Source organism: Pseudomonas cucumis, assembly GCF_030687935.1.
Taxonomy (GTDB): Bacteria; Pseudomonadota; Gammaproteobacteria; order Pseudomonadales; family Pseudomonadaceae; genus Aquipseudomonas; species Aquipseudomonas cucumis.
In genome coordinates this window covers 3,357,523-3,372,089 of sequence record NZ_CP117454.1, presented here as the reverse complement: position 1 = coordinate 3,372,089, position 14,567 = coordinate 3,357,523, and the positions used below count along the sequence as shown (strand labels likewise).

Here is a 14,567-nt window from a genome sequence, read left to right as displayed (position 1 = left end):
AACAATAAAACAAAGCTTTGAGGAGGCTGTATGGCCTTTCACCCAATCGCTGCAGACGATGATGACTGCAGTGGCGTCGGCGTTGCGCGCACGTACGCCTGGATCGTCTTTGCACTGACGTTCGGCTTGTTGATTTCCGATTACATGTCGCGTCAGGTATTGAACGCGGTGTTCCCGATGCTCAAGGGCGAATGGGCCCTGAGCGACGGTCAGCTCGGCCTGCTCAGTGGCATTGTCGCCCTGATGGTGGGGCTGCTGACCATTCCCCTGTCATTGCTGGCAGATCGCTTCGGCCGGGTCAAGAGCCTGGCGCTGATGGCTTTGCTGTGGAGTCTGGCGACGCTGGGCTGCGCATTGGCGCAGGACTATCAGCAGATGTTCATTGCACGATTCATGGTCGGCGTCGGCGAAGCAGCGTACGGCAGCGTCGGCATCGCGGTGGTGATTTCGGTGTTTCCCAAACACATGCGTGCAACCCTGGCCAGTGCCTTCATGGCGGGCGGCATGTTCGGTTCGGTATTGGGTATGGCGCTGGGCGGTGCCATCGCCGCCAAGCTTGGCTGGCGCTGGTCGTTTGCCGGCATGGCGCTGTTCGGCCTGCTGCTGGCGGTGCTTTACCCGATCATCGTCAAGGAAGCACGTATTGCGCCGCAACGTGCCGCTCAGGCGGCGAACAAGGCAGCTGCCGCGGTCAAGCGTCCGTTGCGTACGCTGTTTTCCAGCCGCTCGGTGATCGCTGCCTACATTGGCAGTGGCTTGCAATTGTTCGTCGGCGGCACCGTCATTGTGTGGATGCCCAGTTACCTCAATCGTTACTACGACATGGCCACCGACAAGGCGGGTGGAGTCGCGGCGATCATCGTGCTGTGCAGCGGAGCGGGGATGATCCTGTGCGGCATGCTCAGTGATCGACTGTGTCGCCATTCGCCGGAGCGCAAAGTCGCTTTGGCCATCGCGTATTGCCTGGGCAGTTGCCTGCTGTTGTCGGCGGCATTCGCGCTGCCGGCAGGGCCTGTGCAATTGGCGCTGATCTGCCTGGGCATGTTGATTGCCGCCGGCACGACCGGCCCGTGCGGAGCCATGGTTGCCAACCTGACCCATTACTCGGTCCATGGCACAGCGTTCGCCACACTGACCCTGGCCAACAACATGCTGGGGCTGGCGCCTGGGCCATTCATCACCGGCAGGGTGTCCGATCTCATCGGTTTGCAGGCTGCTTTTCAGTGGGTGCCACTGGTCAGCATCGCGGCTGCGGCCGTGTTTTTTTATGCCAGGTGTCATTACCACAAGGACATCGCCCGGCTTCGAGGCGAGCAAATCCTCGATTCGATTGGCAAAGCGGCGTTAGAGGTGAAGTTATGAGTGGTCGTTTACGTATTGATGTGTTTTTCGATTTCATCTGCCCGTGGTGCCTGATCGGCAAGCGTCAACTGGAGCGCGCGCAAGACCTGCTGCGATTACAGCAGCCCGACGTGGAAATCACGACGGTGTGGCACGGGGTGCAATTGCTGCCGCAGCTGCCGGCACTGGGTGGGGTTTTCGCCGATTTTTACCTCAAGCGTCTGGGCAGTCCTGAAGCCGTAGCGATGCGCCAGGCCCAGGTGCAGCAGGCTGCGATGGCGGTGGGTGTGCCCATCGATTTGAGCCGCATCGCCCGCATGCCCAATACCGCCGACGCCCATCGCTTGCTGGAGCGTGCGAGCGTACTGGGCAATAGCGCCCAATGCGATGTTTTGCTTGAGCGTTTGTTCGCGGCCTATTTTCAGTTGGGTGAAGATCTGGGCTGCCAGGAGACCTTGCTCGCCATCGCCCAGTCGTGTGGTTTCGACCCTGATGCCATGGTCTCCTTCCTGCAAGGCGACGGCGATCCTTACGTCGGCAACGAGGCGGGAGCCTCCAGTGGCGTGCCCAGTTTTCAGTTCGACCATCGCCTGACGGTGGTGGGCGCACAACCTGCCGAGGCGCTACTTGCCGCCATGTGCGAAGCCTTGCTTGAAAGTCATCGCGGGCGGCAACCGGCATGAGTCTTCGTGTCCCTGTGCCTGCCGGAAAACTCCCGCAGGCGGGTGGTCGTGCGCTGTTCGAATTCGATGGCAAAAGCCTGGCGTTATTCAACGTTGAAGGTGACCTGTTCGCCATTGACGACAGTTGCCCGCACCAAGGCGCCTCGCTGTGTGGAGGGCGCCTTGAGGGGCGGGTGATTCAGTGCTGCGCCCACGGCCTGCGCTTCGATCTGCGCAGCGGTTACTTGCTCAATTCAACCCAGCTCAAAGTCGCCAACTACCCGGTCGAGATCATCGACGGCCAGGCATTCATCGTTATCGTTCCCGAGGAGTCCGTGCCATGAGCGCTATCGCGCTTACCCGTATCCATAGCCGAACGCGCGAACTGGCGCCGGGTTTTGTCGTCAGCCTGATCGTGGCGGCGGCCGCGTCCTTTTTGTCCGAGCATTACGGCGCGCCGGTGATGCTGTTTGCCTTGTTGTTGGGCATGGCGCTGAACTTCCTGGCCGATGACGGCGCCTGCAAGGCCGGCATCGAATTCACGGCCCGCACGGTGTTGCGCATTGGCGTGGCGTTGCTGGGCATGCGCATCACGCTCGAACAGATTGCCGCGCTGGGCTGGAAGCCTGTAGCGCTGGTAGTGATTGTGGTGGTGGTGACGATTGGCGTCTCGGTGATCGCGGCAAAGGCCCTGGGATTCCAGCGTTTGTTCGGCATGCTCACCGGTGGGGCCACCGCGATTTGTGGTGCATCGGCGGCGTTGGCGCTGGCGGCGGCATTGCCCAACCATCCGCAGAAAGAACGCGCGACATTATTCACGGTGATCGGGGTGTCCGCGCTGTCGACCCTGGCGATGATCGTGTACCCGATGATTGCCAACTGGCTATCGTTGTCGCCACAAGTGGCGGGCGTGTTCTTGGGGGCGACCATCCATGATGTCGCCCAGGTGGTCGGCGCCGGTTACAGCATGTCGACCGAGACCGGCGATACGGCCACGGTGATCAAGCTGATGCGCGTTGCCATGTTGCTGCCGGTGATCGTCTGCGCCGCGATGATTACCCGCATGCAGGGCGCCGACCCAGCTGGCAAACGACCGCCGCTGCTGCCATGGTTTGCGGTCGGGTTTCTGATTCTGGCCTGTATCAACAGCACCGGTTGGATAGCCCCGGTGGTGCAGGGTTCGGTCAATGAATTGTCGCGCTGGTGCCTGGTGGTTTCCATCAGTGCCCTGGGCATGAAGACCCAGCTCAAGGAGTTGGCGGCGGTGGGCATCAAGCCGATCCTGCTGATGGTGGGGGAGACGGTGTTCCTTGTCGTGCTGGTGTTGCTGTTGCTGCGCTGGGGAATGTAGGCATACAAACCTGTGGCGAGGGAGCTTGCTCCCTCGCCACAGGACTCCTCGCCGGTGTCACAGACACCGGTTCTTTTGCGGCGACTGTACCAGCAGTCGCCGCTTTTTTTTGCATGCCCTGCGTCTGTTGCGTCCGGTTCAGGGTTCGCTGGAGCCGGGCAGGGTGGTCAGGTCCGGCGGTGCCTTGGCGGTGTGCTTTTGCGCGCTGCGCCATGCGGCGGGCGGCATGCCGAACTGGGTGATGAACCAGCGTGTGAAGGAACTCGCCATGGAGTAGCCGAGCATGTCGGCAATGCGCCCCAACGAATAATTCGGGTTTTCCAGGTAGCGCAACACCAAGTCGCGACGCACGTCGTTGATCAGGTCGTTGAAGGCGCAGCCGTCGTCTTTCAGGCGACGTTGCAGGGTGCGTACGTTCATGCCTTGGGTCTGGGCGATCTGCTCGATGGTGGCGCGCCCCATCGGCAGCAGCAGGTAGATGGCTTTGCGCACCTCGAACAGCATCGATGGGCCCTCATGATTCAGCAGCGAGTCGAGGTAACTCTGGGCGTAGCGCGCCATGGCCGGGTCGGCATTGGGGTTGGTCACGTCGAGGCTGGCGTCGGAGCAGACAATGCCGTTGAACTCGCTGCCGAATTCCAGCTTGCAACCAAACAGGCGGCGATGCAGTTGCAGGTTGTCGGGAGGCTGGTGCGTGAAGTTGACGCTGTAAGGGTGCCAGTGGGTGCCGAGCAGGGCGGCGCACAGGCGGAACATCACCCCGATGGCCAGTTCATTGGCTTGTCGGCAGGGCATCGGCGATTCAGTAACCACCTCCTCGCGAATGATCACCATCTTGCCAGCCTCTTCGATGAAGAGGGCCAGCGAGTCGTTCATCAGATGACGGTAATGCACCAACACTTGCAACGCATCACGCAGCGTTCGCTGGTGGCTGAGCAGCAGGCTGACCACACCGAAGTCCGAGAGCTGACGCGACTCGGCCATGCTCAGACCGAAGCTCTGGCAGCCACTGGCGGCGGCCGAATCTTCCAGCAGGCGTACGGCGGCATCAATGGGAATGCGGTGTTCGGGTGCTTGCAGAAGGGCTTTGCTCAGGCCGACACCGGCCAGCACATCACGCGGGTTGAATCCCAGGTACTGGGTGACCTCCAGGTAGTTGGTCAAGACGGCGGCGCGAACGAGCTTGGGCATGCGAAGGTCTTTCCTGGGCCGGTTGCGATTCAAATGAGCGTGGCGACTATATCCAGCACATCAGCAATTGAACAGTTGCGAGGTCGTCGACGGCGCTCGCTCAAATCTGTCCGGAATCACCTCCGTTGTCCTCGAGCAATCAACGCTCACCCCTTGATTACAGTGACCCGCAGAGAACCTGCCGGGATTTACGACCAATGGTCGGCGCGTGCCGATCCCTGGAAATTTGTCATGAAAAGAAAAGTGCCTGACGTCCAATGAAAAGCGCCCCGGGTGGGCGCTCTTTAATGTCAGTCCTACAAAAAGCCCCTGGCGATAGAGCCAGTCGAGTCATCGAGAAAGCGAAGGTGTTGAAGTGGACAAACTGCTAACTGCCGCAACCGTTCTGATCGTACCGGGCCTGCGCGAGCACGTTGCCGAGCATTGGCAAACGCTGCTTGAGGCAAGGCTCTGCAAGGTGCGCAGTGTGCCGCCGCTGGAAACCGACAAGCTCGATTGCGCCAAGCGGGTCGAAGCGATTCAGCACGCGCTGGAGCAGATCGACGGGCCGGTGATTCTGGTTGCTCACAGCGCCGGAGTGCTGATGGTCGCGCACTGGGCGGCGCAGCACCGTCGGCCGATCAAGGGCGCGCTGCTGGCGACGCCTCCGGATCTCGATGCTGATTGGCCGCAAGGCTACCCATCCGCTGAAACCCTGCGTACCCAGGGTTGGCGCCCTCTGCCAAAAGGGCCACTGCCGTTCCGCAGCCTGGTGGCCGCCAGTACCAACGACCACCTTGCCAGCCTGGACGCTGCCACTCGCCTGGCTGAAGGCTGGGGCAGTGAACTACTCAATATGGGCGAGGTGGGTCATCTCAATCCAGCTGCAGGCTTTGGCCACTGGCCGCAAGCCGAAGCACTCATCCTGGAACTGGATCGCTAATTCAGGCGCCGGTTGGCCCCAGCCATCCGGCATTTGCCCCCACACCTGAAAAACGTAAACCCCTGGAACAAGGGGTTGCGCGAGGGCGGCTGCGCTTAAAACAAATACAAAAGGCGGAGACAACGCAATGCACAACAATAAGAGTCACGGGTTCGCACCCTCGCGTTACACCTTGTTGGCCTCGGCCATCCTGGCCACCGCCGTGCCGGTCGCGCAGGCGGTCGAGCTCGATACAGGTAACCCGGACTGGACCGTACGTCTGGATAACACCGTGAAGTACAACTACGGCGTACGCACCGAAAGCGCTGACAAACGCATGCTGGCAACGCCGAACAACAACGACGGCGACTACAACTTCCGCAAGGCCGGAACCAACATCACCAACCGTGTTGACCTGTTGACCGAAATGGATGTGGTCTACCAGAACCACATGGGTTTTCGTGTCAGTGCCGCCAGTTGGTACGACAAGGCTTACGAGAACACCGGTTCCAATTCCAACCCGTTCGTCAACGGCAATGATGCAAGGTCGGGTCTGGTCGCCAACGATCCGCGCCTGGCCGGGGTCACCAACGACAATGTCGGCAATGGCAGCCCCCACCTGAGCAACTACGCCCAGCGTTACTACACCGGTCCATCCGGCGAAATCCTCGATGCCTTCGTGTTCTACAGCACCGAAGTGGGCGAGGAGTCGCTGTTGAGCGTCAAGGCCGGCCAGCACAACGTGTTCTGGGGTGAAACCATCCTCAACCCGGTGCACTCGATCAGCTACGGCCAGTCCGGCCTGGACCTGGCCAAACTGGCCGCCTCGCCGGGTACCGAAGCCAAGGAGCTGTTCGTTCCGCGTAACCAGTTGTCGATGTCGTTCACCGTCAACCCCGAGTTGACCGTGGGTGCCCAGTATTTCCTCGATTGGGATGCCGCCCGCCTGCCGGAAGCTGGCACTTATTATGGTGGTTCCGATCTGGTCGGCTTCGGTGCGCAGTCGTTCCTGCTGGGCAACACCAATGGCGTGGTGCCGGGCAGCCCGCTGGGTTGTGGTCTGGCGCCCTGCAACGGGTTGACCAATGTGCGTCGCGGTCACGACCTGACGCCGGACAAGCGCGGAGACTGGGGCGTGATGGCCAAGTGGTCGCCGGCCTGGCTGGATGGCACCCTCGGCGTTTACTACCGCAATACCTCGGAAATCCTGCCGCAAGCCTGGTTGAACGCCACCGGGCTGACGTCGGCCAATCCCAACGGTACCCCGCCTGCCGGCATGGTGCCGGCCGTGGTCAACACCCTCAATTCGTTGAGCACCAGCACCTATCAACTGGCCTATGCCGACAACATTCAGATCGTCGGCCTGAGCCTGTCCAAGGATGTGGGCGGTATCAGTGTGGGGTCGGACCTGAACATTCGGCACAACATGCCGCTGGCCAGTATTCCCGCGGTTGTCAGCTCGACAGGGCCGCGGGGTTTGGGCGCAGGTCTTGGGTTGTTGCCGGCCCGCACGGCGGCCACCGGGGTGATCTATGACACCCCGCAAAAGGGCGACAGCATGAGTGCCACCGGTGACACCTTGCACTGGACGCTCAACGGCCTGATGACCTTCCCGAAAACACCGGTGTTCGATTCGGCCAGCCTGCTCGCCGAGTTGTACTACAGCAACCTGCTCAAGCTCGATAGCAAGAACGAAGCGCTCTACAAGGGCAAGGACACCTATCGCGGCATCGACCAGCCGACCCGGGACAACTGGGGTATCGCGGTCAACTTTACGCCGACCTGGTACCAGGTGTTTCCCGGCGTCGACCTCAACGCACCAATGTCCATCAACGTCGGCCTTGACGGCGTATCACCAGTGTCCGGTGGCGGTGCCAAAGACACCGGCAACTATGCCGTGGGCGTGGGTGCCGTTGTGTACAACAAATACTTCGTCGACCTGAAGTACGTGGACTCCTTCGGCAAGACCGACAAGTGCGACGCCAGCGGTTTGAGCACCGGCGCGGCCAATGCCGGCAGCGGCGACGGTTCCACACCCAATGCCTTTAGCGGCAATGAAAACTATGCGTGTTACGGCGGCGGCTACTCGGCCTTCTCCGGTGGTGGGGCCACGACTGAGGACCGTGGCGCCGTTTACCTGACGATGAAAACCACTTTTTGATTCACCACTGATTTGCTCAATGCAAGCAGGAGAATAACAAGATGAAATTCGCAAAAACCGTGTTGGCTGCTTCGCTGGCGATGGTCCTTGCCGCCCAGGCACAGGCCGCTGTTTCAACCCAGGACGCTGCCAAGTTGGGCAGCAGCCTGACCCTGGTGGGCGCCGAAAAGGCCGGGAACGCTGATGGTTCCATCCCTGCCTATGACGGTGGCCTGACCACGCCGCCGGCCAGTTTCAAATCCGGTGACAGCATGCGTCCGGATCCCTTCGCCAACGAAAAACCGTTACTGGTGATCGACGGCAAAAACGTCGATCAGTACAAGGGCTTGCTCAGTGCAACCACGGCGGAACTGGCCAAGCGTTTTCCGAGCTTCCACGTCAATGTCTACCCGACCCACCGCACCGTTTCGCTGCCCAAAGCCATCCTCGACAATGGCGTGAAGAATGCCAGCGGCGCCAAGTCCCTCGAAGGTGGTTTGGCCATCGATAACGTACTGCCGGGCGTGCCGTTCCCGATTCCGCAGTCGGGCAACGAGGCGATGTGGAACTTCCTGTTGCGTTATCAGGGGGTCAACATCAACTCCAAGTACGACTCCTGGAACGTCGATTCCGCTGGCGTGCCGACCCTGGCGACCACCGGGCAGGCGTTCATTTCCTATCCGATCTACGAGAACCTGGCGCAGCCGATCAGCAGCGCCGACGTGTACTACCAGATGAAGCTGTCCTATACCGGCCCTGCGCGCCGGGCCGGTGAAGCGGTGATGCTCAAGGACGCCGCCAACCCGCTGCAGCAACCGCGCCGCGCCTGGCAATACTTGCCTGGCCAGCGTCGGGTCAAGCTGGCGCCGAACCTGGCTTACGACACGCCTAACCCTGGCACCGCTGGCGCGGGCACCTACGACGATGTTTTCGTGTTCAACGGTGCGCTGGACCGCTATGACTGGAAGCTGGTGGGCAAGCAGGAAATGATCGTGCCGTACAACACCTACAAGCTGACTTACGCCCAGGACCCCAAGTCGCTGACCGCCGCCAATCACCTGGCACCGGATTACGTGCGCTGGGAAAAACACCGAGTGTGGGTGGTGGAAGGCAACCTCAAGTCCGGCGCCCGACACATCTATCAGAAGCGCCGCTTCTACCTTGATGAAGACAGCTGGACCGCTCTGGCCTCTGACCAATACGACGCCCGTGGTCAACTGTACCGTGGCTCCTTCGCGTTCCTCAGCCAGAGCTACGACAAGCAGATCCCGGACTCCACGCCCTTCATGATCTACGACCTGGTGGGCGGCTCCTACAACATCAACGGCGTGGTCGGGCCTTACGGCGGCATCAAGTACATCGATCCGCTCTCCAAGGCGCAGTGGTCGCCTGAGTCCCTGGCCGGTAGCGGGATTCGCTAAGCAAACCGTGACAAAGCGTCCGTGCGGTCCACTGCCAGGCAGGGGACCGCACGACGGTCGGCGCGTGCCGATCGTTTCGCACGCCCAGGTTGGAACGTCAGGCACACGGACGTGTGTCCCGGCGCGGTTATCCGAAGAGGACGCGGTATGTGTTCGTACAAAAATTATCTGCGGCTGGCGCTCGGCGCTCTGCTTGCAATGTTGCAGGGCCTGAGCCAGGCGTCCGGTTATGTCGACGTGCTGGATCTGCCGGCCAGGGTCAGCGCCCTGGCCGTCAACAGTCCGTTATCCGGCATGGCCCGCGCCGGCGAGCGTTTGGTCGCAGTCGGGCAGCGTGGCCACATTCTGTATTCCGATGATGCCGGCAAACACTGGCAGCAGGCAGCGGTGCCGGTCAGTGCCGACCTCAATGCCGTGAGTTTTCCTTCCGCCACCCAAGGCTGGGCGGTGGGCGGCGACGGTGTGGTGTTGCACAGCAGTGACGCGGGTGCGACCTGGCGCAAGCAACTGGACGGCCGCGAGATCGGGGCCTTGCTGGTCAAGCATTACCAAGCGTTGGCCCGTGCAGAACCTGGCAACGAACAATGGCCACTGCTGGTCGCCGAAGGTGAGCGCCTGATGGCGCAGGGCGCCGACAAACCCTTGCTTGATGTCTGGTTCGAAAACGACCGCCTCGGCTATGTGGTCGGGGTGTTCAACTTGATCCTGCGCACCGAAGACGGCGGCCAGAGCTGGACACCGTTTCAGGATCGCACCGACAACCCGCAGGGCTTTCACCTCAACGCCATCGCCTCCACTGGCGATGCGCTGTACATCGCCGGCGAGCAAGGCTTGTTGCTGAAATGGGATGACACCCAACAGCGGTTCGCCGCCGTGCAGACACCCTATCAGGGCAGTTTTTTCGGTGTGCTCGGCAAGCCCGGCGAAGCGCTCGTCTACGGCTTGCGCGGCAATGTGCTGCGCAGCACCGATGGCGGTCTCAGCTGGACCCCGCTGAAGAATGGCCTGCACGTCAGCATCACCGCCGGCCTCGTCGATGGCCGTGGCAACTACCGCTTGTTCACCCTGGGCGGGCAGATGCTGGTCAGCCAGGGCTTCGGTGCGCAATTGCATCTGGTTCAGCAACGGGCACCGACACCGGTGACCGGCGCCACTCAGTCCGCCGACGGTGCGCTGGTGGTGGTTGGCAGCCGTGGTGCACGGACGCTGTCCGTTGAATAAGCCCTCGAACCCTTAGAGCGAGAACCCAGACATGGGCCATACCAAACAAGAAACCATGCCGGTGATCCGCGATCTGCGGGATTTCGACCGCCAGTCCGGCAACCGGCTGGAGCGACTGGTATTCAACTACCGTCCGTTGTTCATGCTGCTGATGGCGCTGGCCACCGTGGTGTTGGGCTACATGGCCGCAACTCGCCTGGAGCTGCGCCCCAGCTTTGAAAAGATGATTCCGCAGAGCCAGCCGTACATCCAGAATTTCCTGGAAAACCGTCAGTCGCTGCGCGGTTTGGGTAACTCGGTACGGGTGGTGGTGGAGAACACTCAGGGCGATATCTTCGACCCCGCTTATCTTGATGTACTCAAACAGGTCAACGATCAGTTGTTCGTCACCGAAGGCGTCGACCGCGCCTGGATGAAGTCGTTGTGGAGCCCGGCGGTGCGCTGGACCGAAGTCACCGAGGAAGGTTTCCAGGGTGGCCCGGTAATGCCCGATACCTACGAGGGCAAACCCGAGCAAATAGAACAGCTGCGCCAGAACATTTCCCGCGCCGGAATCGTCGGCAGTCTGGTGGCCAGCGACTACAAATCGAGCATGCTCATCGTGCCGCTGCTGGACAAAGCCACGGCCAGCGGTCAGCGCATCGACTACCACGCCTTTTCGCAGATGCTCGAGGAGCAGTTGCGCGACAAGATCGAGTTCGCCGGCGACAGTGCTGCGCGCAAGGCCGGGGAGGAGGGCAAGGGCCAGTACAAAGTCCGGGTGATCGGTTTCGCCAAACTGATGGGCGACCTGATCGATGGCCTCATCCAGGTGATGATGTTCTTCGGCCTGGCCGTCGTCACTTCGCTGATCACCATTTACGCCTACACCCGATGCGTGCGCAGCACCTTGCTGGTGGTCGGCTGCTCGCTGATCGCGGTGGTCTGGCAGCTGGGCATCGTCGCCCGGCTGGGCTATGCCATCGATCCGTACTCGGTGCTCGTGCCTTTCCTTATCTTCGCCATCGGTGTGTCCCACGCGGCGCAGAAGATGAACGGCATCATGCAAGACATCGCCCGCGGCACCCACAGACTGATCGCCGCACGCTACACCTTCCGCCGTCTGTTCATTGCCGGCGTCACCGCGCTGCTGGCCGACGCTGTCGGGTTCGCGGTGCTGATGCTGATCGACATTCCGGTGATCCGCGACCTGGCGATCACCGCCAGTATCGGTGTGGCGGTGCTGATCTTTACCTCGCTGTTGCTGATGCCGGTGGCGCTGTCTTATGTCGGCGTCGGCACCAAGGCGGCCGAGCGTGCGCTGAAAATCGATACGCGCGCAGAAGGGCACAAAGGCTTCGGCAAACTGTGGGACTTGCTTGACCGCTTCACCACGGCCAAATGGGCCACGGGGGCGGTATTGGTCGCGGTACTGATGGGCATCGGCGGCTTCATGGTCAGCTTGCAGCTGAAGATCGGCGACCTGGAAAGTGGCGCACCAGAGTTGCGTGCCGACTCTCGCTATAACCGTGACAACGCCTACATCACCAGCCACTACGCGCTGTCCAGCGACCTGTTCGCGGTGATGATCAAGACCGCGCCGGAAGGCTGCTTGAACTACAAGACGCTGGTTCTCGCCGACCGTCTGGCCTGGGAACTGCAGCAGTATTCGGGGGTGCAGGCGACGGCTTCGTTGGTCAACGCGGTGCGCCAAATCACCGCCGGCACCTATGAAGGCAACCCCAAGCTCAACAGCATCCAGCGCAATCAGGACGTGCTGAACTACGCTGCGCAGCAAGCCTCGGTCAATTCCCCGGAGTTGTTCAACACCGATTGTTCGCTGATGCCGGTGATCACCTTCCTCAAGGACCACAAGGCCGAGACCCTGGATGCGGTGGTGGGCATCGCCGAAAAATTCGCCCGGGAGAACAACAGCGAAGATCGCCAGTTCCTGCTCGCGGCCGGGTCGGCCGGGATTGAGGCGGCGACCAATATTGTGGTGCGCGAAGCCAATCGCACCATGCTGCTTTACGTCTATGCGGCGGTGACGTTGTTCTGCCTGATCACCTTCCGCAGCTGGCGCGCGACCCTGGTCGCCCTGTTGCCGCTGGTGCTGACTTCGATCCTTTGCGAGGCGTTGATGGTGGCCATGGGCATTGGCGTGAAGGTCGCGACTCTGCCGGTGATCGCGTTGGGCGTGGGCATCGGCGTGGACTACGCGTTGTACCTGCTCAGCGTGCAGTTGCATTACCAGCGCCAGGGCCTGCCGCTGAGTCAGGCTTACCGCAACGCCGTGTCGTTTACCGGTCGGGTGGTGGGCCTGGTGGGCATCACCCTGGCGGCGGGCGTGGTGTGCTGGGTCTGGTCACCGATCAAGTTCCAGGCCGACATGGGCATCCTGCTGACCTTCATGTTCCTGTGGAACATGCTCGGCGCGCTGATCCTGATCCCGGCCCTGTCGTACTTCTTGCTGCGTCACCCGGTTCCACAAGCCCAAGTGGCGCAAACCGGTGAGACCGGTGCATCCCAACGTCAGGACATGCCGCATGCCCTGACCACTTCCGAGTAAGCCAACCATGTCTGATTACAAAGCTCCTTTGCGCGATATGCGCTTCGTACTCAACGAAGTCTTCCAGGTGTCCCGGCTATGGGCCCAATTGCCTGGCATGGCCGAGGTGATCGATGAAGAAACGGTCGCCGCAATTCTTGAAGAGGCCGGCAAAATCAGTGGCGAAGTTATCGCACCGCTGAATCGCAGCAGCGACGAGCAGGGCTGCACCTGGAGCAACGGCGCGGTCCAGTCTCCAGACGGATTTGTCGCGGCTTACCATGCGTTCGCCGCAGGCGGTTGGGTGGGGGTGGGTGGCGACCCGCAGTTCGGTGGCATGGGGATGCCCAAGGCCATTTCGGCTCAGGTCGAGGAGATGGTCAACTCGGCAAGTCTGTCGTTCGGCCTGTACCCGATGCTGACCGCCGGTGCGTGCCTGTCGATCAATGCCCACGCCAGTCAGGAACTCAAGGAACGCTATCTGCCGAACATGTATGCCGGCACCTGGACCGGTTCAATGTGCCTGACCGAGGCGCATGCCGGCACTGACTTGGGCTTGATTCGCACCCGAGCCGAACCTCAGGCCGACGGCAGTTACAAGATCAGCGGCAGCAAGATTTTCATCACCGGCGGCGAGCACGACCTGACCGAAAACATCATTCATCTGGTACTGGCGCGGTTACCGGATGCACCGGCCGGTCCCAAGGGAATTTCGCTGTTTCTGGTGCCCAAGGTGCTGGTCAATGACGATGGCTCGCTGGGCAAGCGCAACTCGCTGTCCTGCGGTTCCATCGAGCACAAGATGGGCATCAAGGCATCCGCCACCTGTGTGATGAACTTTGACGGAGCGACTGGCTGGATCGTCGATGCGCCGAACAAGGGCCTGGCGGCGATGTTCACCATGATGAATTACGAACGCCTTGGCGTGGGCATCCAGGGCTTGGCATTGGGTGAGCGTTCGTATCAGAACGCGGTCGAATACGCCCGCGACCGTCTGCAAAGTCGTTCGCCGACGGGCGCGCAGCACAAGGACAAGGCTGCCGACCCGATCATCGTGCATCCGGATGTACGGCGGATGCTGTTGACCATGAAGGCCTTGAACGAGGGCGGGCGTGCGTTCTCCAGCTACGTGGCCCTGCAACTGGACATCGCCAAGTACAGCGATGACGCGGCAAGCCGCAGCCGCGCCCAGGAACTGGTGTCGCTGCTGACCCCGGTGGCCAAGGCGTTCCTCACCGACATGGGTCTGGAAACCACGGTGCATGGCCAGCAGATCTTCGGCGGCCACGGCTACATCCGCGAATGGGGCCAGGAGCAATTGGTTCGCGATGTGCGCATCACCCAGATCTACGAAGGCACCAACGGCATTCAGTCACTGGACCTGGCGGGGCGCAAAATCGTCGGCAGCGGCGGGGCGCTGTACCGGCTGTTTGCTTCGGAAATCCGCAAATTTACCGCCAATGCCTGCGCTGACCTCGGTGAGTTCACCAAACCGTTGAACGCTGCCGTCGACACCCTCGACGAACTGACCGCATGGCTGCTGGACCGAGCCCAGAGCAACCCGAATGAAATCGGCGCGGCCTCGGTCGAGTACCTGCACGTGTTCGGCTACACCGCATACGCCTATATGTGGGCGCGAATGGCCAAGGCTGCCATGAGCACGCATTCAAAAGACGATTTCTATGCCAGCAAACTGGCCACCGCGCGCTTCTATTTCGCCCGCCTGCTGCCGCGCATCCACTCGCTGAGCGCGTCGGCCAAGGCTGGCAGCGAATGCCTCTATCAACTGGACGCGGCGCAATTCTGAGCCCA

The 14,567-nt window shown here is 61.4% G+C and carries 11 protein-coding genes; 10 read left to right on the top strand and 1 reads right to left on the bottom strand.

Annotated elements, in window-relative coordinates:
- Nucleotides 1-30 precede the first annotated feature (30 nt).
- Genes PSH97_RS15335 through PSH97_RS15320 form a run of 4 tightly spaced genes read left to right on the top strand, consistent with a single transcriptional unit; the run spans nt 31 to nt 3,354 of the window.
- The gene (locus PSH97_RS15335; protein WP_305445657.1) at nt 31-1,362 is read left to right on the top strand and encodes an MFS transporter; all 1,332 of its coding nucleotides are present in this window, start codon (nt 31-33) and stop codon (nt 1,360-1,362) included.
- Entirely contained in the window at nt 1,359-2,024 is a 666-nt protein-coding gene (locus PSH97_RS15330) for a DsbA family oxidoreductase (RefSeq protein ID WP_305445656.1), read from the top strand. Before PSH97_RS15335 ends, PSH97_RS15330 begins: the two co-directional genes overlap by 4 nt.
- Nucleotides 2,021-2,347, top strand: a complete 327-nt coding sequence (locus PSH97_RS15325; RefSeq protein ID WP_217857747.1) for a Rieske (2Fe-2S) protein — start codon at nt 2,021-2,023, stop codon at nt 2,345-2,347. Before PSH97_RS15330 ends, PSH97_RS15325 begins: the two co-directional genes overlap by 4 nt.
- Complete coding sequence (locus PSH97_RS15320) at nt 2,344-3,354, top strand: YeiH family protein (protein WP_305445655.1); 1,011 nt, start codon at nt 2,344-2,346, stop codon at nt 3,352-3,354. Before PSH97_RS15325 ends, PSH97_RS15320 begins: the two co-directional genes overlap by 4 nt.
- Nucleotides 3,355-3,492: 138 nt before the next feature.
- Here PSH97_RS15320 and PSH97_RS15315 read toward each other — a convergent pair whose 3' ends face one another.
- Nucleotides 3,493-4,545, bottom strand: coding sequence for an AraC family transcriptional regulator (locus PSH97_RS15315; RefSeq protein ID WP_305445654.1), 1,053 nt, complete (start codon nt 4,543-4,545; stop codon nt 3,493-3,495).
- Nucleotides 4,546-4,900: 355 nt separating this feature from the next.
- Here PSH97_RS15315 and PSH97_RS15310 point away from each other — a divergent pair, with 355 nt between their 5' ends.
- The 6 genes from PSH97_RS15310 (at nt 4,901) to PSH97_RS15285 (ending at nt 14,562) form a co-directional block, all read left to right on the top strand.
- On the top strand, nt 4,901-5,467 hold the full coding sequence (locus PSH97_RS15310) for an RBBP9/YdeN family alpha/beta hydrolase (RefSeq protein WP_305445653.1): 567 nt from the start codon (nt 4,901-4,903) through the stop codon (nt 5,465-5,467).
- Between the two features lie 127 nt (nt 5,468-5,594).
- Nucleotides 5,595-7,607, top strand: coding sequence for a DUF1302 domain-containing protein (locus PSH97_RS15305; RefSeq protein WP_305445652.1), 2,013 nt, complete (start codon nt 5,595-5,597; stop codon nt 7,605-7,607).
- Nucleotides 7,608-7,648: 41 nt separating this feature from the next.
- A complete protein-coding gene (locus tag PSH97_RS15300; protein ID WP_305445651.1) occupies nt 7,649-9,007 on the top strand; it encodes a DUF1329 domain-containing protein in 1,359 nt (452 codons plus the stop codon).
- A 147-nt stretch (nt 9,008-9,154) separates the two neighbouring features.
- Entirely contained in the window at nt 9,155-10,228 is a 1,074-nt protein-coding gene (locus PSH97_RS15295) for a WD40/YVTN/BNR-like repeat-containing protein (RefSeq protein WP_305445650.1), read from the top strand.
- 31 nt (nt 10,229-10,259) lie between these two features.
- Nucleotides 10,260-12,776, top strand: a complete 2,517-nt coding sequence (locus PSH97_RS15290) for an efflux RND transporter permease subunit (RefSeq protein ID WP_305445649.1) — start codon at nt 10,260-10,262, stop codon at nt 12,774-12,776.
- Nucleotides 12,777-12,783: 7 nt separating this feature from the next.
- Nucleotides 12,784-14,562 (top strand): acyl-CoA dehydrogenase C-terminal domain-containing protein, encoded by a 1,779-nt coding sequence (locus PSH97_RS15285; RefSeq protein ID WP_305445648.1) that lies wholly within the window; start codon nt 12,784-12,786, stop codon nt 14,560-14,562.
- The last annotated feature ends 5 nt before the right edge of the window (nt 14,563-14,567 follow it).

Excerpts from the sequence above, each read along its gene's own strand:
- PSH97_RS15325 (WP_217857747.1), top strand. The coding sequence starts at position 2,021 with ATGAGTCTTCGTGTCCCTGTGCCTGCCGGAAAACTCCCGCAGGCGGGT.
- PSH97_RS15330 (WP_305445656.1), top strand. The coding sequence starts at position 1,359 with ATGAGTGGTCGTTTACGTATTGATGTGTTTTTCGATTTCATCTGCCCG.
- PSH97_RS15305 (WP_305445652.1), top strand. The coding sequence starts at position 5,595 with ATGCACAACAATAAGAGTCACGGGTTCGCACCCTCGCGTTACACCTTG.
- PSH97_RS15335 (WP_305445657.1), top strand. The coding sequence starts at position 31 with ATGGCCTTTCACCCAATCGCTGCAGACGATGATGACTGCAGTGGCGTC.
- PSH97_RS15290 (WP_305445649.1), top strand. The coding sequence starts at position 10,260 with ATGGGCCATACCAAACAAGAAACCATGCCGGTGATCCGCGATCTGCGG.
- PSH97_RS15295 (WP_305445650.1), top strand. The coding sequence starts at position 9,155 with ATGTGTTCGTACAAAAATTATCTGCGGCTGGCGCTCGGCGCTCTGCTT.
- PSH97_RS15315 (WP_305445654.1), bottom strand. The coding sequence starts at position 4,545 with ATGCCCAAGCTCGTTCGCGCCGCCGTCTTGACCAACTACCTGGAGGTC.
- PSH97_RS15300 (WP_305445651.1), top strand. The coding sequence starts at position 7,649 with ATGAAATTCGCAAAAACCGTGTTGGCTGCTTCGCTGGCGATGGTCCTT.
- PSH97_RS15285 (WP_305445648.1), top strand. The coding sequence starts at position 12,784 with ATGTCTGATTACAAAGCTCCTTTGCGCGATATGCGCTTCGTACTCAAC.
- PSH97_RS15320 (WP_305445655.1), top strand. The coding sequence starts at position 2,344 with ATGAGCGCTATCGCGCTTACCCGTATCCATAGCCGAACGCGCGAACTG.